Source organism: Maribellus mangrovi (assembly GCF_037646455.1).
In the GTDB taxonomy this organism is placed as follows: domain Bacteria; phylum Bacteroidota; class Bacteroidia; order Bacteroidales; family Prolixibacteraceae; genus Draconibacterium; species Draconibacterium mangrovi_A.
Genome location: NZ_JBBIXN010000001.1, coordinates 331,106 through 354,346 on the forward strand (window position 1 = coordinate 331,106; position 23,241 = coordinate 354,346).

Here is a 23,241-nt window from a genome sequence, read left to right on the forward strand (position 1 = left end):
TAATCAACTCGTTTCGGTTCTTCTACTATAAACTCAAAATCCTAAAGTTTGAACTGTTTAAATGGATTTATTCATGCGGGCTTTGAACTCTAAACATTTACCCTGTGAAATAATGCACAGCATTAAATCTTCGATTTATTTCACAGGGTAAACTCTATTCCCTGAGCTAAAGGAAGGTCGGTACTAAAGTTGATAGTATTTGTTTGCCGACGCATGTAGGCTTTCCATGCATCGGAACCCGATTCGCGCCCACCGCCCGTATCTTTTTCGCCACCAAATGCACCGCCGATTTCTGCCCCCGACGTACCAATGTTGATATTGGCAATTCCGCAATCCGATCCTTCGTGCGACAGGAAAGTTTCGGTTTCCAGCATATTGGTCGAAAACAAGGCTGATGACAATCCCTGCGGAACATCGTTATGAATTTGGATTGCTTCCTCGAGCGTATTGTATTTGATCAGATAAAGCAATGGCGCAAAAGTTTCTTCCTGCACGATTTCGTAGTTATTTTCCACTTCAGCAATACAGGGTTTTACAAAAGTTCCCGCTTCGAAACCTGCACCTTCAAGAACGTCTCCACCGGTAATAATTTTTCCACCTTGCTGTTTTACACGTTCAATTGCATTCTGAAAATCCTGCACTGCACGTTTATCCACCAGCGGCCCAAGCAAGGTATTTTCGTCTAGCGCATGACCAATCGGTAGTTTCCGGTAAATAGCTACCAATTTTTGTTTGAACTCGTCGTAAACCGATTCATGCAAAATGATTCGTCGCGTCGAAGTGCAGCGCTGTCCGCAGGTTCCTACAGCACCAAAAACTGCAGCGCGAAGGGTCATTTCCATATCGGCATTCGGAGTAACGATTATGGCATTGTTGCCGCCCAGTTCGAGTATCGACCGTCCGAGTCGTTCGCCAACCAATCGACCCACCTTTTTCCCAATGTTTGTCGACCCGGTAAACGATACCAGTGGAATGTTTTTATCTGAAAACATCGTATCACCCAACATTTTCGAATCGGCAGCTACAAGATTCAGCACCCCTTCGGGAACCTTATTTTCTTTGAGTACTTTACCTACTATTTTGTGAACAGCAACAGCGCACAGATACACTTTCGAAGAAGGTTTCCAAACGACCACATCACCGGCTACCAGTGCGATCATGGCATTCCATGCCCAAACCGCTACCGGAAAATTAAAGGCCGAAACCACCCCAACAATTCCAAGTGGGTGATATTGATCGTACATGCGGTGTTTGGCGCGCTCTGAATGCATGGTAAAACCATACAACTGACGCGATTGTCCGACAGCAAAATCGCAGATATCGATCATTTCCTGAACTTCGCCCAAACTTTCCTGGTAAATCTTCCCCATTTCGTAGGAAACCAATTTTCCAAGCGGCTCTTTGTACTTACGCAGCTCAAGACCAATTTGCCTGACAATCTCTCCCCGCTTTGGTGCAGGAACCATTCGCCAGCTTTTAAATGCATTTTTCGCGGTATTAATTACTGCATGATAATCCTCAACTCCGCATTGCTGCACACGGGCAATCAATTTGCCATCGGAAGGAGAGTAAGATTCAATAAATTTACCTGATGTTTTTTTCCATTCCGTACCGGTACAAACACCAGGATTAACTTCCTCAAGATGTAAATCTTTTAAAACAGATTTGAAATTTATTTCCTTCATTTTTAACTTATTATGATTTATTTGATTTTATATTTTTTCAAGAATCATTGAAATTCCCTGCCCCACTCCAATGCACATGGTGCAAAGCGCGTATTTCGAGCTGGAGTTACACATCTGATGATACGCAGTTGTTATCAACCGTGCTCCCGACATGCCCAGCGGATGTCCCAATGCAATAGCTCCGCCCAGTGGATTAAGTCGCGCATCGGTGGGATCCAGTTTCAGATCGTGAAGTACCGCCAACGACTGCGAGGCAAAAGCTTCATTGAGTTCGATAATATCCATTTGATCCAGCTTCATATCCAGCAACTTTAAAAGTTTATTAGTGGCCGGAACAGGACCAATCCCCATTATTCGTGGCGGAACTCCTGCGCTCTGGGCACCGAGTATTCTTACCCGGGGAACCAGGTTAAAACGTTTTACGGCTTCTTCTGATGCCACAACAATTCCGGCTGCACCATCATTTATTCCGGAGGCATTACCGGCCGTGACCGTCCCGTTCTCGAGATAAACAGGTTTAAGACTGGCCAATTTTTCCAGAGAAGTAAGTCTCGGATGTTCATCAGTATCGACTGTTTTTGGGTCACCTTTTTTTTGTGGAATAACAACCGGAACAATCTCTCTTGCCAAGGCTCCGTTTTTCTGTGCTTCGGCCGTTTTTAACTGACTGTGATGCGCAAACTCGTCCTGTGCCTCGCGACTGATTCCATATTCAATCGCCAAATTTTCAGCAGTCCCGATCAGCGGTTCAGTACCGAATCGCTTTTTCAATTCAGCATTTACAAAACGCCAGCCAATGGTTGTATCGTAAATTTCTGCCTGCCGCGAAAAAGGTACCGTATGTTTTGGCATCACAAAAGGCGATCGCGACATGCTCTCCACTCCACCGGCAATGATCAGCTCAGCTTCTCCGATGCGAATGGTACGAGCGGCCATGGCCACTGCTTCCATTCCTGATCCGCATAAGCGATTCACTGTTACGCCAGGCACAGAATACGGGTATCCGGCCAAAAGTAGTCCCATCCGGGCCACGTTTCGGTTATCTTCGCCTGCCTGGTTAGCGCAGCCAAAAATTACATCGTCGACAGCTGAAGCATCTATGTCTGCATTTCTTTTTAACAGTTCACGCATGGGAATGGCGGCCAGGTCATCGGGGCGAACAGTTGAAAGTGCTCCGCCGTATTTTCCAACGGGTGTTCTGATGGCATCGCAAATAAATACATCCTTCATATCTTGTTCTTTTTATTGTTCACTTACTTGTTCAATTTTTGGTTTGAAGGCTTTAAAGGCACGGTGTAAACCTTCAGTCAGTATATTGATCTCAGTTTGAGTCATCACGGTTGAAAGCATACACGAAAAAGTGTTGATCATGAGAATATTTTCGCTGCTGTACATATAATCCAAAAGCTCTTTTATTAATGCACTCTCCTCCGGATTTTGCCACACTTCTCGATAGCTTTTTGGCGGGGTCGACCGTAAATGCATTCGGAACATCGAACCTGAACCGGTAATGGAAATCGGAACATCCGCGAGTTTTATTGCTTCGCGGATTTGGGCGATAGCTTTATTTGTAAGTGCGTTTAAATCCTTCACCGCTTTTCTGTCAAAATATTCCATGGCTTTGAAACCGGCAGTCATGGTGATGGGATTGGCTGAAAAAGTGCCCGAATGAGGCAGCAACAAGTTTTTTTCGTGCGGATCGAAAACTTTCATAACATCAGCTCGCCCTGCCACTGCACCCACGGGAAATCCTCCACCAATTATTTTTCCAAGTGAAGTAAGATCGGGCTGAACACCGTAATTCGCCTGTGCTCCGCCATAATTCACCCTGAAAGTTATTACCTCATCAAAAACCATTAAGGCGTCATTTTTTCTTGTCCAGGAGTAAATGGCCTCGATAAATTCGTCGGTCCCGGGCATTAATCCAACCCGATGCGGAACCGGATCGATGATAACACAGGCGATCGTATCGGCATAGCGATCGAGAATATTTAGTGTTCGTTCAATGTCATTGTAAGGATAAATAATCACATCTTTCCGAACGTTCGGAGGCGTTCCATGCGCCAACGGAACACTGGCCGGACGATCGATCCTCCCCCAATTGGATGGATTGGCCGTTTGGCTCACTTCAGCAAAATCATACGTACCGTGATATGAACCTTCAGCTTTTGCTATTTTTGGCCGGCCGGTAAATGCCCGCGACGCTTTGATCATGGCCATCACCGCCTCGGTGCCTGAATTTACAAAACGAATACGCTCAAAACTGTCGACACGCTTAATAAGGTGCCTGGCAAATTCCAACTCAATTTCGGAAGCCAGTGTGTAAGCTGTACCTTTTTTTAGTTGCTCGATAACTGCATCAATCACAGGCGGAAAAGAATGGCCATGAATGAGCGCTGCCATGTTGTTGGCAAAATCAATCCTTCGGGCACCTTCGATGTCTGTAATGTAACAGCCTGAGGCTGTATTGGCATAATTCGGATAAGGCTGACGAAAAACGGTGTTCCGGCTCACTCCTCCGGCCAGCACTTTTTCCGCCTTTTTGTATAATTTTTCGCTGTTACTCTTTTTTGTCATTTGCCAAATCTTTCAGGTGTAAAGTCGCTGCTGTTTGGGCTTGCAAAGCTCCAAAACTCACTCCTGGAGCCATTTCCAGCACATGCAATTTTTTCTCACGAATCTCGATAATCGCCAGATCAGTATAAATCCTACTGACCACGTTTTTCCCCGTCAGCGGATAAGTGCATTCTTTTACAATTTTCGGGGCACCCGATTTTGTGCAGTGCCTGGTAATTACATAAATGGTTTGCACTCCGGCCACCAGATCCATAGCGCCACCAACAGCCGGGATATCATCCTTATTGCCTGTAGACCAGTTGGCAAGATCACCGGCTTCGGAAACCTGGTACGCACCGAGCACACACACATCGATATGTCCGCCACGGATCATGGCAAAACTATCGGCATGATGAAAAAACGCTGCTCCGGGAATAGCAGTAATATATTTTTTACCGGCATTTACCAATTCAGGATCTTCGGTTCCGGGAGTCGCTACTTCGCCCATTCCCAACAAACCATTCTCGGTATGATAAATAACTTCGCGGCCTTCGGGAATAAAACCAGCCACCAGTTCGGGCATGCCAATTCCCAGGTTCACGTAAGCGCCATCGGGAATATCACGGGCAACATGCTGAGCCATTTCATTGACACTCCAACCCACTTTTTTTGCTGTCATTTCCATGGATACCTCCTTTCCTCGGCTACCAGTTTCGATTCGTCCATAGGGCTGGCAATTTCAACCACCCGATGCACAAAAATTCCAGGAGTAATGATCGATTCCGGATCAAGCTCTCCCGGCTCCACAATCTTCCGGGTTTGTACAATGGTGGTTTTGGCCGCCATGCACATGATCGGTCCAAAGTTTCGTGCAGTTTTGTTGTAAATTAGATTTCCGTATCGGTCAGCAGCATGGCATTTCACCAAAGCAAAATCGGCTGTGATCGCTTCCTCCAGTAAGAACTTTCGGCCTTTGAAGGTTCTGATTTCTTTCCCTTCGGCTAAAGGCGTACCGACCGTTGTTGGTGTGAAAAAAGCCGGAATACCTGATCCGCCAGCGCGAATTCGTTCCGCCAGCGTTCCCTGGGGAACCAGTTCGAGTTCTATTTCACCTTTCCTGTAAAGTTCCGGAAAAACCACCGAAATCATCGTACGCGGGAATGAACAGATAATCTTATCAACCTGTCGGTTTTCGATAAGTGCTGCCAGTCCTACATGACCACTACCGGCATTATTACTTACTACCGTAAGGTTTTTAGTCCCCCGGTCAACCAGAGCATGAATCAGTTCCACCGGGCTGCCGGCTTCGCCAAAACCGCTGATTAAAACCGTGGCGCCGTCAAAAATATCGGCCACCGCATCTGCCGCTGTTTTGACAATTTTATTGATCATGGCTTTCGGCCAGTTTCATTTCCTTTTCCAAAGCTTTCGAAAGCTGCGTTTCTATTTCTTCCAGCTCGTCTTCGTAGAAATATTTATCGCTGTTGAACGGGATCAGTTTCTCGATGGTATTTTCCTTTTCATCGTATTTCGCAAAGAAGGTGGTGTCCATCCATTCCATATTTCGGGCTTCGTTAAATTTCAGCACAAACACTTTTGCTCCATTTATTTCAGCAGTGCCCAACAAGGATGTTTTCCCTGCCGAAGAAGTCATGGTGATGTAACGCGATGGACGATTCACTGAAGAAAGACTACGGTATACTTTGGTGAAGATCTTTGAGATATCAGCTAAAGGAGCTGTAAAATAATGATGCTCGCCCGTTGGACGTGCGCAATACATCGAATGGAAACCAATACCCAGCATACCAAGAACGTTTCCAAGATCGATCCAGTTTTGAGCCGATCGATCAATATCCACCTTCCCGTTTTCATCATAAAACAAGCTGATGTGGTTCATGATCGGACTTTGGCTTTTAACTGTAACTCCGTACTTTTTCAGTCTTCTAATAGCCGCTACAGAACCCGGATTCAGGATTTCGTGAGCAGTTGAAATATGGGCCACCCAAACCGCCTGAATGCCATGATCGATCAATTTCTGAAGTAATCCGAGAATCGGTTTAAACTGGTCGCTCAGTAAAAGTTCAGGCTGAAAATTAATGGCTCGTGATCCGATCCGAACAGTACGAATGTGCAACAGCTCCGGATCTTCAATCAACGGTAATATATATTCCTCCAGTCGTTGGAAAGTGATATAACCACCATCGCCGCCGGTAATTAGTATATCGCTGATTTCTTTGTGGCGCTTCAGGTATTCGTGCACCTGCGAAACTTCGCATTGCACAAACATATCCTCGTCGCCACGAACCTGCGCATGCCGGAAACAGTAAGTACAAAACGAGAAACAGGTTTGGGTGGTCTTATCCAGTATCAGTTTAATGGGCGGATATTTGTGTTGACTGCCTTCAAGAATTTCCAATTGCCCTTCGTTGTTGATGTACCAGGGTTTATTCAACTTCTGTTTGCCATCATGCGGATTGGTTTTCTGCATGTATGCATCCACCACTTTTCTTCGTTCCTTATCGGTTTTAGCAACCGCATACTTTTGCACTTCATCCCGGGGCATCATCCCGGGCTGCGGAAATACCAGCTGGTAGTTCGAGTCGTTTTCAAAGTTGTTCCAGTCGATGGTATTCAGCACGTATTTGGTGGCCAGAAACCGGTAAACGTCAATAAAAAATTCACGATCTGTTAAGTGACCAATTTCAATACTATTTTCACTCAATCTTTGAATAATCTCGCGAAAGCCTTTAATTCCCGAATAATGGGATTTGTCGCGAAACAAAGCTTCACCTTCAAGAAAAAATCCTGAATGCTGCGGATAAGCATTGTGCAAACGTTTAATCAGCCCGGGAGGAAGTAAATTTTCGTCTTCAATGGTTTTTATACTTTCAGAACTCAACTGATAGCGTTCGAACATACGAAGCAGATCAGAAGGTTCAATGCTTTTGATGGATTTATAAGGATTCATGACCAGTTTTTTATTGTTTTACGAACAACGCCAATAAAGCGTTGTATTACACATAAAAAATCCGAACCGACTCCCGTCAGAAGCTATTCAGGCAAAGCTGATATTAATAGATTTTAAATAAAATGAGCACCTGAATTCACAATTCTGATGCGGGCAGAATGGTTATAGGTACAGCACTGCGGACGCAGCGCTAATGAGAAACCGAATCATCATCGAGACATTCGGGCATCCCGATGTAAAAGAAAACCGGACACTGGTAGGATTGAATCATGCAGTCAAGTTAAGGAAACTTTGGGACAGATAGTTTAAATAATATATTTTTTACAACATCTGAACGGCAAGCTGATAAAAAATCACCACCTTTACACTACAATTAAAAGAAAACAGAATTAACTAACTTCCATGATTTTAGCTCAATTTTAACAAGGAAGTCATTAAGGTTTTATAAAATGAAACGAGCATCAGAAATATTCACACTTAGGCCAATTATTATATCATGCGAGTTCCATCTTATACCTTAAAAAACAAACAACTTTAATAAGATGAAAAAGGTACTTTTACTTGGCGCCGGGATGGTAGCCAAACCCATTGCAGAATATCTGTTAAGCCACCATACTGAACTTACAATTGCCAGCCGCACCCTCGAGAAAGCTGAAAAACTGATACAAAATAATCCGAATGGCAAAGCGGTCTCCTGGACCATAGACAACCTGGATACATTGGAGCAAATGATAACGGAACACGATCTTGTAGTGAGTTTATTGCCTTATACCTATCATGTTGAAGTGGCCAAACTGTGTATCAAACATGGGAAAAATATGGTCACTACGTCGTATGTTTCCGACGAAATGAAGGCACTGAATAAAGACGCGCAAAAAGCCGGTATACTCATTCTGAACGAAATTGGTGTTGATCCGGGTTTTGACCACATGACAGCCATGCGAATTATTGATAAAGTTCAGGAGCAGGGTGGTAAGGTAAAAGAATTTTATTCGTTGTGCGGCGCTCTGGCAGCTCCCGAAGAGGCCGATAATCCCTTCAAATATAAATTCTCGTGGTCGCCCCGCGGGGTTATTATGGCCGGGAACAACAGTGCCACTTATCTGAAGAACGGAGAGGTTGTAAAAATTCCAACAGAAGATCTTTTCAAAAATCCCTCACAAATCGATTTCCCTGAGGTTGGCGAAATGGAAGTCTATCCCAACCGCGACTCACTGAAATACATCGACCTGTACAAGTTGAAAGAAATTGAGACCATGTACCGCGGAACATTCCGCTATAAAAACTGGTGCGAGATAATGGATGCCCTTAAGCGACTTGACATGTTAAGTTACGAGCCGACAAGCTTTGAGGGTAAAACCTACAAAAAAATAATGGCACGGCAACTGGGTGTTTACCCGGCCAACATCAAAGAAAAGGCTGCAGAACGTTTGGCGCTTGCTATCGATAGTCCGGCGATAATTGCCATGGAATGGTTAGGCCTTTTCAGTGATTACCTCGTACGCTTGCCGGAAGGTTCAACTTTCGATCTGACCACCGACCTGATGCTCCGTAAAATGATGTTGCCCGAAAGTGCCCGCGATATGGTAATTATGCTGCACTCTTTTCTTGTTGAAAATGCCGATGGCGCTGAACAGGTCATCAAATCGCGTCTGCTCGATTTTGCCACGGCTGAAAATACTTCTATTGCCCGGACAGTAGCTTTACCTGCTGCCATCGCCGTTAAAATGATTCTTGAAGGGAAAATAAGCGAGACCGGTGTTCATATTCCCATTACCAAAAACATTTATGAACCCATTTTAAACGAACTCGAAACCCTGGGAATTGCGATGAAAGAAGAGTGGGGACTACCCGTTTCTGATAAATTGGGATAGTATGATTCAAAATCTACAAGATATATTGCTACAGGCATTATACACAGATAAACAAGGGAACTGGGATGCAGCCCACATGATGGTGCAGGATATTGATCATAAGCTGGCAGCCTGGATTCATGCCTATTTGCATCGTAAAGAACCCGATCGGGCGAATGCTTCTTACTGGTACCATCGAGCAGAGAAAACGATGCCCTCTAACAGTTTTCAGGAAGAGTGGGATGAAATTTATCAGTACATTAAAAACGCTCCCATTTGAAGTAGTATTGGTTTCACCCAAAAATCATTTGTATTTTGCAGTCTAAACGCTTATGAAATGGAGACAAACAAAAAAATCTATGTTTTCCTGATTGTGGTAACCACCGTTGTGGTATGTATTTATGCACAATCAATCATTCTGCCCTTTATTCTGGCCATTTTATTTTGGTTTCTGATCCGGGTAATGAAAAAGATTCTGGCAAAAGTAAAATTCGTTGGCCGTGCTCCGCAATGGTTACTCACTGTTTTTTCAACCTTATTGCTTATTGGATTTCTGGTGCTGGCGGTAAGCATGATCTCGAACAATATATCCGAACTTTCCAAAGCCTTGCCTAAATACGAAGCCAATGTGAAACAAGTCACCAATTCGATCAACGAACGTTTTGATATTGATTTAAAGAACCTGCTAGGCGATTATAGTGAAGACATTAATTTTGGCAGTATTCTGAGTTCCATCTTTTCGACTCTGACAGGGCTGTTTGGTAATGCTTTTACCGTTTTGTTATACCTGGTTTTTTTATTGCTCGAAGAACCGATTTTTCCAAAAAAACTGCGTGCCATGTATCCCGATCAAAAAAGATACAAACATGTCACCGATCTGGTGAATAAGATCGACCACAGCATCGGAAATTATGTGGCTTTAAAAACACTTACTAGTCTAATGACAGGATTCCTGAGTTATTTTGCCTTGTATTTTATTGGTATCGACGCTCCCATTTTTTGGGCATTCCTGATCTTTGTGCTGAACTTTATTCCCACTATCGGCTCGCTGATTGCTACCCTGTTTCCGACCCTTTTTGCCGTCCTTCAGTTTGGCGATCTTACTCCCGGAATATTAGTATTGGCTATTGTTGGAGTCATTCAAATGATCATTGGAAATGCAGTAGAACCGCGCTTAATGGGAAATTCTTTAAACATCAGTCCGCTCGTCGTTTTCCTCACGCTTGCTGCCTGGGGAGCAATTTGGGGAATATCGGGGATGCTGCTCAGTGTTCCAATCACCGTTATTCTGATCCTCATTATGTCTGAATTCCCGGGAACACAACCTATCGCAATTCTATTGAGTCAACGAGGAAATATTAATACGGAACAAAAAGACTGATCATACCCATACTTCAAATAAACTACAAATGATACAACCACTGGTTTTACCAAAATCAGGAGATTCAGATCCTGAATTGCAAAGACTCATCGAATTTTACGAAGAAACGCTGGGCTTTTGTCCCAACAGCGTAAAAACCATGCATCACCGGCCGCACATTGCCTATGCTTTTATTGAAATGAATAAAGCGGTGATGGCCAATCACGGACGGGTAAGCAGTGCCTTAAAAAGAATGATTGCTTACATCAGCAGCAATGCAGCAGGCTGCCGTTATTGCCAGGCGCATGCTATTAGAGCTGCAGAACGCTACGGTGCCGAACAGGAAAAACTGGATAATATTTGGGAATATAAAACACATCCTGCATTTTCTAAAGCAGAACGTGCCGCGCTTGATTTTGCTTTTGCGGCGTCCATTATTCCGAATTCAGTGGATGATACCATTGCCGAAAACCTACGCCAGTTTTGGGATGAAGGAGAAATTGTGGAGATTACCGGTGTTGTAGGCTTGTTTGGTTACCTGAATCGATGGAACGACTCGATGGGCACCGAAATGGAATACGGGGCCATAGAGTCGGGCGAAAAATTCCTCAGCAAAAAAGGATGGATAGTAGGTAAACATGCGTACTAAAGCTGACAATAATCGTTTCAAACCTAAAAGCTTTTTAACAACTTCGCGTGCATGAAACGAGCATGTAAATTTTATATCCAATTTAATATTTAAATAAGTGCGAGTTACATAATATACCTTTGAAAGCAAACAATTCTAATAGCATGAAAGCAAGAACATTATCCACACTTCAACCTCAGCCACTTTTTGATTATTTCGAAGACATTTGCCAGGTCCCGCGACCGTCGAAAAAGGAAGAACAGATCAGAGCGTTTTTGCTTGATTTTGCCAACAAGAACGGACTGCAAAGTAAAACCGATAAAGCCGGAAATGTATTAATTCTGAAACCGGCAACTTCCGGGATGGAAAAGGCACCGACTGTGATCCTGCAAACGCACATGGACATGGTTTGCGAAAAGAATTCGGATAAGATTTTTGACTTTGATACGGATCCAATCGAACCGCTTATCGCGGATGGTTGGGTAAAAGCAAATGGCACAACTCTGGGTGCCGATTGCGGAATTGGAATTGCAGCCCAGATGGCTGTATTAACTTCCAAAGAAATAAAACACGGCCCTATCGAATGTTTGATCACTGTGGATGAAGAAACCGGGCTAACGGGTGCTTTTGCGCTTGAAAAAGGATTTTTAAGTGGTGACATTTTACTGAACCTCGACTCGGAAGATGAAGGAGAGATTTTTATTGGCTGCGCCGGAGGAGTGGATACTTTGGCCCATTTTAACTACCAGCAAGAAACCGTTCCGAATGATGCCATTGCATTGAAAATTTCAGTCTCGGGGTTACTTGGCGGACACTCCGGCGACGACATTCATAAAAACCGCGGAAATGCCAATAAAATTCTAAACCGCTTTCTATGGAATTTCAGCAAACAATTTGCCCTGCGATTATCTGAATTTAATGGCGGCAACCTGCGAAATGCCATTGCTCGGGAAGCGTTTGGCGTTTTTACCATTTCGAAAAATCAGAAAGACGAGGTATTGAAAGCCTTTAATAAACTGGCTGCAGAGATTAAACATGAATTCGAGTTTTCGGAACCTAAACTGCAGATAGCTTGCAAGGAGACTGAGTTACCACAAACAATAATGGACAAGGAAACTCAGGATAAATTACTCGACGCCATTTATGGATGTCCGCATGGCGTTTTAGAGATGAGTACCCGAATGGAAGGCATGGTGGAAACATCAACCAACCTGGCTTCTGTAAAGTTTATCGGCGATCAGAAAATTCTGGTAACCACCAGCCAGCGCAGTGAACTGGAAAGCCGGAAATATTATGCCGCCGAAAGTGTGAAAGCTGTTTTCAGTTTGGCAGGTGCTCATGTAACTCACTCCGACGGTTATCCCGGCTGGGCACCAAATCCGGATTCGGATGTGGTGAAAACCACCGTCGAGTCCTATAAAAAACTGTTTGGGAATGAGCCGATCGTGCGTTCGATACACGCCGGGTTGGAGTGCGGCCTTTTCCTCGAAAAATATCCTCATCTCGATATGGTTTCCTTCGGTCCAACGATCAAAGGAGCACATTCACCCGATGAGCGTCTTGATATTGCAACCACCGATAAATTCTGGAAACATCTGGTTGATGTGCTGGAATCTCTACAATAAATGCAACAAATAAATTCTATTAGTAATAACAAGTAAAACAACAATGAGAAGAAGACTTTTTAAATCAAAAAGTTTAGTACTGCTTTTTGCCTTAATTCTGGGTTCGCTGGCCGGAAACAGCCAACAACGAGAACAACAGCTGCTGACAAACGAATGGAAATTTGTTCTGGCCGATAAAGAGCTCGATTATATCAACCTTACCGATGATTCGTGGCTCGATGTCAGCGTTCCACATACCTGGAACAGCAAAGACATCCAGTCGGGCGAAAACATTAAATACGGTACCGGCTGGTACAAACGTGAACTGAACGTTCAAAAGCTGGAAAACAAACAATATTTCCTGAAATTCGAAGGTGTAGGACAGGATGCGAAAGTGTACATTAACAACGAATATGTGGGCGAACACCTGGGAAGTTATTCTGCCTTTGTTTTTAATATTACCCGCTTTTTATCCGACGAAGGAATCAACACTTTACTTGTGCGGGTGAACAACGAACTTACAAAATCCTATCCCAAAGACAATTATTTGTTTGGTGTGTTCGGAGGAATTTACCGCGAAGTAAAACTGATCACTACCGAAGACCTGCATTTTGCCCTCACCGACAATGCCTCGTCGGGTATTTTTGTAAACCAGGATCAAGTATCAAAAAAGAAAGCTGCCTTGCGTATTGTTAGTAATATAAAAAACGAAACTTCAACAGCGATGCTTGTTACGGTTAAGAACCAGCTGGTATCGAAAGATGGTAAAGTTGTGGCTGAAGGTTCAACCGAGCAATTGATCTACCCCGGTGGATTCGAGCCGGTTTCATCCTTGCTTGAAGTTAAAAATCCACATTTGTGGAATGGCAGAAAAGATCCTTACCTGTATACGCTCGAAACAGAAATCGTACAAAACGGAACAACAGTTGATAAACTGAAACAAGCAGTCGGTCTTCGTTTCTACTCCATCGATCCTGAGAAAGGTTTCATCCTGAACGGCGAACCTTATCGCCTTTACGGAGTTTGCCGCCACCAGGAATGGGAAGATCTGGGAAATGCTTTATTGCCTAAGCACCACAAACAGGATATGGAAATGATTTACGAGATCGGGGCAACTTCAATTCGTTTGGCACATTACGAGCAAGCCGATTACATGTATTCGCTGGCCGATTCGATGGGGATTCTGATTTGGGCTGAAATCCCGTTTGTTAACGGCTATAACGAAGGAGCCGACGACAATGCGATACAGCAGCTCACCGAACTGATCAAGCAACGCTATAATCACCCGTCGATTTTTGTTTGGGGACTGCACAACGAGGTGGTAAAAAACCTGTGGGTAACACCACCGGCCAACCTTACCAAACGCTTGCACAGCCTGGCAAAAACACTCGATCCGTCGAGGTATACTGTTTCGGTAAGCAACATCTGGTGGTTGTATGATTACCCGATCCACGAACTGGCCAATCTGCAGGGTTTTAACCAGTACACCGGCTGGTACGGAGGAAAACCGGAAGGATTGGAAAACTGGATCAAAAAATACCACAGCGAAAAACCCGATGTTCGCTTTTCGATTTCGGAATATGGTGCCGGAGGAAACATTGCTCAGCAAAGAACCGATATTTTCCCGGCTCCCGGGCCAAACGATGCTTTCTTTCCTGAAAGTTATATGACCCACTACCACGAGGTTACTTACTCGGCAATCGAGAAATACCCGTTTATCTGGGGATCATACGTGTGGAATATGTTTGATTTTTCTACTCCTGAATGGGACCGCGGAGGAATAAAAGGCCGCAATCACAAAGGTTTGGTAACCTACGACCGCCAAACAAAAAAGGACGTGTTTTTCTGGTACAAAGCCAACTGGTCGGAAGAAGCAGTGGTTTATCTGACCGGCCGCCGGAATAATCACCCTGAAACCGACACCTTAAGTTTTGGTGCATACAGTAACCGTGGTATTCCCGAGCTTTTTATCAACGGAAAAAGCCAGGGAAAAATGAGTGCCGGAATCAACTCGGTAAAATTTGTTAGTCCGGAAATCAAACTTGAAAAAGGTGAAAATAAGATTGAGCTAAAAGTGGAAGCCGACGGGAAAAGCTACCACGATGAATTTGTACTTTATATTGATTAGCTCCTGATCGAATAACGATAAAAGGCGGGCAGTAACATTTTGGTGAAAATGCAACTGCCCGCTTTTTCATTACACCAGGCTACTCGGGGTTATTAAAATAAAAGTGAGTAAGTGCACATTTTTTACCGGCACTTTTATCATTTTTCTCATTGCTTAAACGAATTTGCAAGGTATGCTTTTGTGCCTTTAATCCCGTTTCGAGCGTAAAAAAGTAGCCCTGATCGCTAACCTTTCTGGTATTGACATAAAGATCTTTCTTCTGCCAGGGATAATTGTCGACGCTGTATTCAATAATACCTGATTCAGGTCCACTAAGTACAGCAATTCCCACGGCATCGCCTTCAAACTGAAACTTCAGGATCTTTCCGGGATATTTACCTTCCAGCACTTTATTACCGACCTGGTTGATCATTTCCCAGCCTTTTACAGGCTTGGGCGGATCGGGCTGAACAAACACCGGATTCGGAAAATTATCTTTGTCGATTGCCGTTGTATCCTGCGCCTGAATTTCCGTAACCAATGTCAACGCAAAAATCAGCAGAATTGCTTTAGATAGTATATTGTTTTTTATTTCCATTCCACTTTTTGAGCCACGTCGCCTCTGCCCGGCGAAGGATAATCCATCATTACTTCGCCCACATAGAAGAATCCGAGTGCCCTTTGTCCCTCTTTGATTTCGAGTAGGTCGGTAAACAGTTCCATAAAACCGGGAGTAGCCCAAAATGCACCCAGTCCCATTTCAGTAGCCGTCAGCCACATATTCTGCACTGCCATCGATACGGCTGCCACTTCTTCCCATTCGGGCAGTCGTTTGGCAGGATCGAGCTGCAAAATAATGGCAATAGCCACCGGCACATTCTGTAGGGTGTTTTCAAACTTTATAATTTTTTCTTTGGCTACCTCGTAACCGGCAGCCTGCTGTTCGCGAAGCAATTCACCACATTTTTGGGCTAGTTCCGCTTTAGCTTCACCAGTGAAGACTTTAAATCGCCAGGGTTCAGTTTTTTTATGGTTGGGTGCCCAGTTGGCATTCTCTAAAAGTTGCTTGATCACTTCTTTTGATACCGGACTTTTCATCAACATCCGTGGTGGCGTAGCTCGCCTGTTTTTTATGATTTCTGAAATTGACATGTTATCTTTTTTAAAAGTCAGTTGCGTAAGAAAAACACGATTGGCATCAAAAAGTTGAAAGAAATCAACGGAAATTAAATCCAATTTTTTAGTCCAGAACCTTATTCCTCGTCTTTGTTGTAACCCAGAATCTTGAACATTTCGTCGGCCGACTGTTCATTGCGGTACACATAGTCGATAAAATTACCTTTTTCATCGCGGTCGATGATCACGTGTTTGGGCGACGGGATCAGGCAGTGTTTAATACCACCGTATCCGCTGATCGCATCCTGATATGCCCCGGTATGAAAGAATCCAAGGTAAAGCGGTTCTTTATCGTTGTCAGTGTAATTGGGCAACAAAACTTCCTGGTTAAAGTCCTCCGAATTGTAATAATCCGAATGATCGCAACTGATTCCACCAATGTTTACACGTTTGTACTCGTTATTCCATTTATTGATAGGCAATAGAATAAATTTCTCAAAGATCGACCATGAATCCGGAATCGTGTTCATCAAACTGTTATTTATGATGTACCAGCTTTCAGTATCGTTTTGTTGTTTCTGCTCAAGTACCTCAAAAATTATGGCACCGCTCTCGCCCACTGTATACTTTCCAAACTCCGTAAAAATATCGGGCTCCCGAAGGTTTTCGTTCTCGCAGGCCGTTTTAATGTTCGACACAATTTCTTTGATCATGTACTCGTAATCGTACTCAAAACCCAGGTGGTTTCGGATCGGGAATCCACCGCCAAGGTTAAATGAATCGAGTGTGGTGCATTGCTTTTTCAGATCGATGTACAGTTTCATTGCCTTCTGAAACTCCCCCCAGTAATAAAGGCTGTCTTTAATCCCCGAATCCACAAAAAAATGCAGCATTTTCAACTCGAGGTTTTCCTTTCCTTTAATTTTCTTTTCAAAGAAATCGAGTATTTGAGTGTTCCGGATGCCCAACCTGGAAGTATAATATGCCGATTGCGACTCTTCGTTGATCGCCATGCGGATACCAAGTTTCAGTTTATCGCCGTTAGCCAGTTTCTCCAGACGATCGAGTTCATTCACACTATCCAGTACAATAATGTTATTCTTGAATCCCAGTCGCTGCATCGAAATAATCTTACTGAGGTATTCTTCCGTTTTATATCCGTTATGAACAATGATGCGATTTTTATCCAGTTTTTTATCCTTGTACAAATGCAGGATCAGATCGATATCGTACGACGACGAGGTTTCCAGGTTCACATTTTGTTTAAGAGCTTCGTTGATCACGTGCGAAAAGTGGTTGCACTTGGTACAGTAACAGTAGTAGTATTTACCCTGGTAATTGTTTTTTTTAATGGCTTTGTTGAAAAGGTTTCGCGATTTTTTAATCTGATCTCCAATCTTGGGAAGGTATATAAAACGGAAAGGAGTTCCGTACTTCTTAATGAGGTACATTAGAGATATTCCGTGAAAAGTGAGGTAATTATCCCGCAAATCAAATCCTTCCTGCGGGAAATAATAGCTTTGCTCGATCAAATCAAAATAACTGTTCTTCATGTAGAATTAGAATGTGGTGTTATCACGATAATTTCATCGCAAATAAAATCAAATTTTCTCAAAATGTTTTCTGCATTTTATAAAAAACAAAAGATACAAATTATTCATCGAAATACTAGGGTAAAGCAACTTACAGACTCATCGTCAAAAATTAAAGTTGATTTCGGAATTTTAGAACCTTAATGTTTTCCAATTTTCAAAAAACAGGAGTTAAAAAATACGATATTTTTCTATTTTTATTGAAGAGATCACACAATTAATTACACAGAATCGCTGAAAGATTCATAAGTTTGAACAACAATTAAATTACAAAACAAATGAGTAAAGTATTAATAATCGGAGCCGGAGGAGTTGGCCGCGTTGTTGCCAGCAAATGCGCTGACAATCCGGACGTCTTTTCTGAAATTATGCTGGCAAGTCGTACAAAATCGAAATGCGATGTTATCGCAACAGAAGTTGGTAAAGGCCGCATAAAAACCGCTCAGCTCGATGCCGACAATGTGGCGGAAACGGTAGCTCTGATCAAATCCTTTCAACCCGAATTGGTGATCAATGTTGCGCTCCCTTACCAGGACCTGCCCATTATGGATGCCTGCCTGGAAACCGGAGTGAACTACCTCGATACTGCGAACTACGAACCCAAAGACGAAGCCAAATTTGAATACAGCTGGCAGTGGGCTTATCATGATCGTTTTAAGGAGAAAGGAATTATGGCCGTTCTCGGGTGCGGTTTCGATCCCGGTGTGACCAGCATTTACACCGCACATGCAGCCAAACATCATTTCGATGAAATTCAGTACCTCGATATTGTTGATTGTAATGGCGGCGATCATGGGAAAGCGTTTGCAACCAATTTCAATCCTGAAATTAATATCCGCGAAATCACGCAAAACGGACGTTACTGGAAAGATGGAAAATGGGTTGAAACCCAACCTTTCGAAATTAAAAAGACGTTGAATTACCCCAATATCGGTGCACGAAACTCCTACGTTTTATACCACGAGGAACTGGAGTCGCTGGTGAAAAATTTCCCGTCAATAAAACAAGCTCGTTTCTGGATGACCTTTGGCGATGAATATTTGACACATTTACGCGTGATCCAAAATATTGGTATGTCGCGCATCGATCCGGTAAAATATAAGGGAGTAGACATTATCCCCCTCGAATTCCTGAAAGCTGTATTACCCAATCCCGGCGATCTTGGCGAAAACTATACGGGCGAAACTTCAATCGGCTGTCGTATAAAAGGTGTTAAAGACGGTCAAGAAAAAACATACTATGTTTGGAACAACTGCAAACACCAGCAGGCTTACGAAGAAACCGGCACACAGGGCGTTTCATATACAACCGGTGTTCCGGCCATGCTGGGTGCCATGATGGTGCTTACCGGAGAATGGAAAGGCCAAGGCGTTTTCAACGTTGAAGAATTCGATCCTGATCCGTTTATGGAACGCATCGGAGAATTTGGCCTGCCATGGCAGGAAGAAATTAATGGCAACTTAGAAGTTTAACAAGCCAGGCGAAGAGGGCAAAGAGCATTGCATTTTTGTCCTCTGCTCTTTGCGCTTAGCCCTTTGCAAAATGAATTATAAAGAAATTCCGTCTCCGGCTTTTGTTTTGGATGAAAAGCTGCTACGAAAAAACCTGGAACTGATCGATCGTGTTCAGCGCGATGCTGGGATTGAGATCATTCTGGCTTTTAAAGGTTTTGCCATGTGGAGTGCGTTTCCATTGGTTCGCGAATACCTGAAAGGTGCAACAGCCAGCTCGCTTTATGAAGCACGTTTGTGTTTCGAAGAAATGCAAACACGGGCACACACCTATTCGCCGGTTTACCGCGAAAATGAATTTGATGAATTGATGGATTACAGTAGTCACATTGTTTTTAATTCCTTCAATCAGTTCAGTAAATACTACCAGCGAACACAAACGGCAGACCACCCTATTTCGTGCGGTATTCGTGTAAACCCTGAATTCTCGGATGTGGAGACTGATCTGTACAACCCAAGTGCTGCAGGCTCGCGACTGGGAGTTGGAATTGATGAAATGCCGGGCACACTCCCTCAAGGAATTGACGGAATTCATTTTCACGTTTTATGCGAATCCGACTCTTACAGTTTGGAAAAAGTAATTGAGAAATTTGAAGCCAACTTTGGTAATTACCTGAGTCAGGTGAAATGGGTGAACATGGGTGGCGGCCATCTTATGACCCGCAAAGGATACGATCATGGTCACCTCATCCAACTGCTCAAAAAATTCAGGGAAAAATACGATGTAAAAGTCATACTAGAACCTGGAAGTGCTATTGCATGGGAAACCGGTGTTTTGGTATCCACCATTCAGGACATTGTTGAACACCGTGGTGTAAAAACTGCGATTCTGGATGTTTCGTTTACGGCTCATATGCCCGATACGCTGGAAATGCCCTATCGTCCCAAAATCATTGGCGCAAGCGAACCAACAAACGAAAGTAAGCACCTCTATCGATTAGGTGGAGGAAGTTGCCTGGCCGGAGATTTTATGGCTGCATACGATTTTGGCCGTGAATTGCAAATTGGCGAACAGATCGTTTTCCTCGATATGATCCATTACACCATGGTAAAAACCACCATGTTCAACGGGGTCAACCATCCGGCTATTGCCATATGGACTAAAGATGATCAATTAAAAATCGTGCGAGAATTCGCTTATGAGGATTTCAAAAACCGACTTTCCTAATTTTTTGTAATGAAGAAAACGCTGCTTGCTTTTTTATTGCTGCTTCTCTCCTTACACATTTTTGCTCAAAGAAATACGAACGAGCGGGCCCGGTGGTTCACCGATGCACGTTTTGGTATGTTTATTCACTGGGGTTTATACAGCGCTGCTGAAGGCTTCTGGAAAGGCGAAAAGTTGAGGCACAACAACGATTATGCAGAGTGGATCTATTACCGTAACCAAATCAACCGGGATGAGTACGTGAGTTTGCTCGATCGTTTTGATTGGGACGACATCGATCCTGAAGAGTGGGTGGTTCTGGCCAAAAAAGCCGGTATGAAATACGTAACCATCACAGCCAAACACCACGACGGTTTTGCACTTTGGAACAGCAAAGTCAGCGATTACGATCTCGGAAATTATACCGATCGAGATATTATTAAAGAAATGGCTGCGGCCTGCAAAAAACACGAATTAAAACTTGGTTTGTATTATTCGCACTGGGTAGACTGGGAACATCCTTACGGTTGGAGTCATGAACGTGAAATCTATGGCATCGCACCCGCAGAATACGACCGGTACTGGCAGGAAAAAGTAATACTACAGGTCCGCGAACTGCTAACCAATTATGGCGACATTTCGCTGATGTGGTTTGATATGTGGATCAATCATTCGAAAGCAGTTGTTACCAAGAGACAACTCCTTCAACTAAAAAGTATGATTCGCGAATTGCAACCCAACTGCTTGGTGAACTCCCGCCTTGGACTTTCAATCGAAGAAGATCCCGATATCGATTTTAAGACTTTAGGCGATAATCAACTGGGGAGTCAAAAGGAAGATTTTCCGTGGCAATCGCCGGCAACCGTTGCACATTCCTGGGGATTTCATTCGTCCGACACCCAATGGAAATCGACCTCTACCCTGCTAAAATCACTGATCGGAAATGTCAGTCTCAATGGGAATTTTATGCTCAACATCGGACCGAGATCCAATGGTGATGTGCCTTTCGAAATCTCGCAGCGTCTGCTCGAAATGGGAGACTGGTTAAAAGTAAATGGCGAATCAGTTTATGGCAGTGAGGCATTTGATCTGGATGCAGATCAACACGACTGGGGTAAGATCACATGTAAGCAGGATGGAGACCGATTTAAATTGTACCTGCATGTTTACAACTGGCCGCTCAATAAAAAACTTTATCTCACAGGTGTTAACGGCATTCCCGAAAAGGTCTACCTGCTTGCCGACAAGGAGAAATCATCGCTTTCGTTTAAGAATGTAAGTCCTTTTACATCAATCGACCTGCCAAACGATCAACCCGATCCGTATGTTTCGGTGATCGTATTGGAATATAAACAACGCCCGACATCCATTAACGATATCGTTGCCAAAACTACCGATGGAGGCTACTCGCTTCAGCCCGGGAATCAGATAAATCGGCTGAATAAAACAGAAACAACTCCGGCTTCAAAATACGGGACTATTCCGGAACATGTGACTGTTGAGACTGCACAATCATTTAAATGGAAGGTATATATCGATGAACCCGGAACTAAAACTGTGGATGTATCATGCAGTTTCCAGGGAAAATCTGATTCCGGAAAATTCACAATTCTGACTTATAAAACAGAACTGAGCAATCGAATCACGGGAACGGGTTTAACGGTTGGCGAGCCCAACGAAAACTGGCACATTGAGCGTTTTGCAGCCGGGCGAATCGGGGCGATCAATTTCCTGGAGCCGGGACTGTATGATATTGAACTGAGAATTGAACCTGATAATAACGAACCTGTCAAATTTCAATGGATTTGGATACAATGACTTATTTAAAAGACCTGCAACTCTTATTAACAATTGTTAATAACTCCGGTTGATTCGTGGTGAATATAAACACCTGAAAATCACTTGACATTTCGGAATTTCATATTACATTTGATTCATCAGGTGAGCCATAAAGGGCTGCTTCGAAATCGATGAAACGGGAAAAGTTACTTAGTTGAAACCGGAACCATTTCTCAGCCAACCTTCGGGAAGGTACGATGGAAAAGCCGAAGTTTGAACCAAGATCATCTGGAAGATCGAAAGTTCAATTAATCATCTGAAAGAAAATCCAGAAGTTCTTTCAAGGTGAAGTCTCCATGCAGAATGTTAAAAAGGTTTCGGCCTTCGCAACAGCACTGCACCACAAATCGGGGCAACCTGAAATGTGGGTGAAAACTGACAAGGACCGCAAGGAAATTGAAAAGTACGCTGAGAGGCGCTTCGTTCAGGAAGGTAAGACGCGATTACCAAATGAACTGCCGGAAAGTTAGACTGTAAAAAGCCCGACCGGAAAGCAGGGGGCCAATGAAAGCTTGCAAAAGCGATCAGAGGCCGGTCGTAATAACCGTAGCCTGGCACGAAAAACAACTTCGGTTGTTTGGAAGTGGATGGGAACTATTTGTCAAAGAATGGTTCCCATTTGTGTTTTTATACCCCCCTGAGTTATCAAAAATCCCTATACGAATTCTTTCATGCCTTTTGTTGGTATTTACTGAAAATGCTTAGCTTTAAGAGATCAAATCGATATTCGTTATTCTATTAAACCAGACAGCAAATGTTCAAGATCTTAATCATCGGCTTTCTTATTGTAGCATTCAATGTTGTGCTTCAGGCAGCTGCCAGTATGTACTGGTTAGACAAAACCAAGTCTGTTCTCAACAAATGGCAAAACAACGTTACACATTTGAGAATGTTCCGGATTCTTATTCTTTCCTTTTTATACCTCACTTTTTTACACATCATTCACGCGTTTGTCTGGGCATTTAGCATCGATCTGTTGCCAAAGACCAGTGTGGATTTTAACACTTTTGGCGATACCTTTTACTATTCGATTGTAACTTTTACCACCCTCGGATATGGCGATATGACCATCAGTTCTGAATGGAGAATGCTTTCAGGATTTGAAGCCATTAACGGAATTATGCTTATTGGTTGGTCGACCGCTCTGATGTATTCACTCATACAAGGACTATACCGATCCATCGGCAAAGTAGATCAGGCAAGTTAACCACACCAATTCTCAAATTTATCCTGATATGTTTTGTTAAAATTCCGTTATCGCCTGCTATTTTGATT

20 protein-coding genes are annotated in these 23,241 nt (G+C 43.4%); 11 read left to right on the forward strand and 9 right to left on the reverse strand.

Annotated features, from left to right (window positions below; genetic code table 11):
- Nucleotides 1-140 precede the first annotated feature (140 nt).
- The 6 genes from amaB to WFY05_RS01185 are packed head-to-tail and all read right to left on the reverse strand — an operon-like array spanning nucleotide 141 to nucleotide 7,209.
- Nucleotides 141-1,685 carry an L-piperidine-6-carboxylate dehydrogenase gene (amaB, locus tag WFY05_RS01160; protein WP_340110879.1) on the reverse strand — a complete coding sequence of 515 codons (1,545 nt, stop codon included), beginning with the start codon at nucleotides 1,683-1,685 and terminating at the stop codon, nucleotides 141-143.
- Nucleotides 1,686-1,712: 27 nt separating this feature from the next.
- Nucleotides 1,713-2,915, reverse strand: coding sequence for a 3-oxoadipyl-CoA thiolase (gene pcaF, locus WFY05_RS01165; protein ID WP_340110880.1), 1,203 nt, complete (start codon nucleotides 2,913-2,915; stop codon nucleotides 1,713-1,715).
- Nucleotides 2,916-2,927: 12 nt separating this feature from the next.
- Nucleotides 2,928-4,262, reverse strand: a complete 1,335-nt coding sequence (locus WFY05_RS01170; protein ID WP_340110881.1) for an aspartate aminotransferase family protein — start codon at nucleotides 4,260-4,262, stop codon at nucleotides 2,928-2,930.
- Complete coding sequence (locus WFY05_RS01175) at nucleotides 4,246-4,926, reverse strand: 3-oxoacid CoA-transferase subunit B (RefSeq protein WP_340110882.1); 681 nt, start codon at nucleotides 4,924-4,926, stop codon at nucleotides 4,246-4,248. Before WFY05_RS01175 ends, WFY05_RS01170 begins: the two co-directional genes overlap by 17 nt.
- Nucleotides 4,917-5,633 (reverse strand): 3-oxoacid CoA-transferase subunit A, encoded by a 717-nt coding sequence (locus tag WFY05_RS01180; protein ID WP_340110883.1) that lies wholly within the window; start codon nucleotides 5,631-5,633, stop codon nucleotides 4,917-4,919. Before WFY05_RS01180 ends, WFY05_RS01175 begins: the two co-directional genes overlap by 10 nt.
- Nucleotides 5,623-7,209 (reverse strand): hypothetical protein, encoded by a 1,587-nt coding sequence (locus WFY05_RS01185; RefSeq protein WP_340110884.1) that lies wholly within the window; start codon nucleotides 7,207-7,209, stop codon nucleotides 5,623-5,625. The genes WFY05_RS01180 and WFY05_RS01185 overlap by 11 nt, the downstream gene beginning before the upstream one ends.
- 542 nt (nucleotides 7,210-7,751) lie before the next feature.
- On the opposite strand from WFY05_RS01185, the gene WFY05_RS01190 reads away from it, so the two are divergent.
- From WFY05_RS01190 to WFY05_RS01215, 6 genes are all read left to right on the forward strand, one after another.
- Entirely contained in the window at nucleotides 7,752-9,083 is a 1,332-nt protein-coding gene (locus tag WFY05_RS01190) for a saccharopine dehydrogenase C-terminal domain-containing protein (protein WP_340110885.1), read from the forward strand.
- A gap of 1 nt (nucleotide 9,084) precedes the next feature.
- Entirely contained in the window at nucleotides 9,085-9,342 is a 258-nt protein-coding gene (locus WFY05_RS01195) for a hypothetical protein (protein WP_340110886.1), read from the forward strand.
- A gap of 57 nt (nucleotides 9,343-9,399) precedes the next feature.
- Complete coding sequence (locus WFY05_RS01200; RefSeq protein ID WP_340110887.1) at nucleotides 9,400-10,443, forward strand: AI-2E family transporter; 1,044 nt, start codon at nucleotides 9,400-9,402, stop codon at nucleotides 10,441-10,443.
- A 28-nt stretch (nucleotides 10,444-10,471) separates the two neighbouring features.
- Nucleotides 10,472-11,071 carry a carboxymuconolactone decarboxylase family protein gene (locus WFY05_RS01205; RefSeq protein WP_340110888.1) on the forward strand — a complete coding sequence of 200 codons (600 nt, stop codon included), beginning with the start codon at nucleotides 10,472-10,474 and terminating at the stop codon, nucleotides 11,069-11,071.
- A gap of 143 nt (nucleotides 11,072-11,214) precedes the next feature.
- The gene (locus tag WFY05_RS01210) at nucleotides 11,215-12,675 is read left to right on the forward strand and encodes an aminoacyl-histidine dipeptidase (protein WP_340110889.1); all 1,461 of its coding nucleotides are present in this window, start codon (nucleotides 11,215-11,217) and stop codon (nucleotides 12,673-12,675) included.
- 43 nt (nucleotides 12,676-12,718) lie between these two features.
- Complete coding sequence (locus WFY05_RS01215; RefSeq protein ID WP_340110890.1) at nucleotides 12,719-14,782, forward strand: glycoside hydrolase family 2 protein; 2,064 nt, start codon at nucleotides 12,719-12,721, stop codon at nucleotides 14,780-14,782.
- 79 nt (nucleotides 14,783-14,861) lie between these two features.
- On the opposite strand, the gene WFY05_RS01220 is transcribed toward WFY05_RS01215, so the two are convergent.
- The 3 genes from WFY05_RS01220 to WFY05_RS01230 all read right to left on the reverse strand — a co-directional run bounded on the left by WFY05_RS01220 (nucleotide 14,862) and on the right by WFY05_RS01230 (nucleotide 17,430).
- Nucleotides 14,862-15,359 (reverse strand): hypothetical protein, encoded by a 498-nt coding sequence (locus WFY05_RS01220; RefSeq protein WP_340110891.1) that lies wholly within the window; start codon nucleotides 15,357-15,359, stop codon nucleotides 14,862-14,864.
- The gene (locus WFY05_RS01225) at nucleotides 15,350-15,913 is read right to left on the reverse strand and encodes a nitroreductase family protein (protein ID WP_340110892.1); all 564 of its coding nucleotides are present in this window, start codon (nucleotides 15,911-15,913) and stop codon (nucleotides 15,350-15,352) included. Before WFY05_RS01225 ends, WFY05_RS01220 begins: the two co-directional genes overlap by 10 nt.
- Before the next feature lie 101 nt (nucleotides 15,914-16,014).
- Nucleotides 16,015-17,430 (reverse strand): type III PLP-dependent enzyme domain-containing protein, encoded by a 1,416-nt coding sequence (locus WFY05_RS01230; RefSeq protein ID WP_340110893.1) that lies wholly within the window; start codon nucleotides 17,428-17,430, stop codon nucleotides 16,015-16,017.
- Between the two features lie 317 nt (nucleotides 17,431-17,747).
- On the opposite strand from WFY05_RS01230, the gene WFY05_RS01235 reads away from it, so the two are divergent.
- The 5 genes from WFY05_RS01235 (at nucleotide 17,748) to WFY05_RS01255 (ending at nucleotide 23,173) form a co-directional block, all read left to right on the forward strand.
- Nucleotides 17,748-18,941, forward strand: a complete 1,194-nt coding sequence (locus WFY05_RS01235) for a saccharopine dehydrogenase family protein (RefSeq protein WP_340110894.1) — start codon at nucleotides 17,748-17,750, stop codon at nucleotides 18,939-18,941.
- A gap of 70 nt (nucleotides 18,942-19,011) precedes the next feature.
- Nucleotides 19,012-20,148 (forward strand): carboxynorspermidine decarboxylase, encoded by a 1,137-nt coding sequence (gene nspC, locus WFY05_RS01240; RefSeq protein WP_340110895.1) that lies wholly within the window; start codon nucleotides 19,012-19,014, stop codon nucleotides 20,146-20,148.
- Nucleotides 20,149-20,157: 9 nt separating this feature from the next.
- Nucleotides 20,158-21,945: an alpha-L-fucosidase gene (locus WFY05_RS01245; RefSeq protein WP_340110896.1), complete on the forward strand. Its 1,788-nt coding sequence runs from the start codon at nucleotides 20,158-20,160 to the stop codon at nucleotides 21,943-21,945.
- A 317-nt stretch (nucleotides 21,946-22,262) separates the two neighbouring features.
- Nucleotides 22,263-22,436: a hypothetical protein gene (locus tag WFY05_RS01250; RefSeq protein WP_340110897.1), complete on the forward strand. Its 174-nt coding sequence runs from the start codon at nucleotides 22,263-22,265 to the stop codon at nucleotides 22,434-22,436.
- Between the two features lie 284 nt (nucleotides 22,437-22,720).
- Nucleotides 22,721-23,173, forward strand: a complete 453-nt coding sequence (locus tag WFY05_RS01255) for an ion channel (protein ID WP_340110898.1) — start codon at nucleotides 22,721-22,723, stop codon at nucleotides 23,171-23,173.
- Nucleotides 23,174-23,241: the final 68 nt, after the last annotated feature.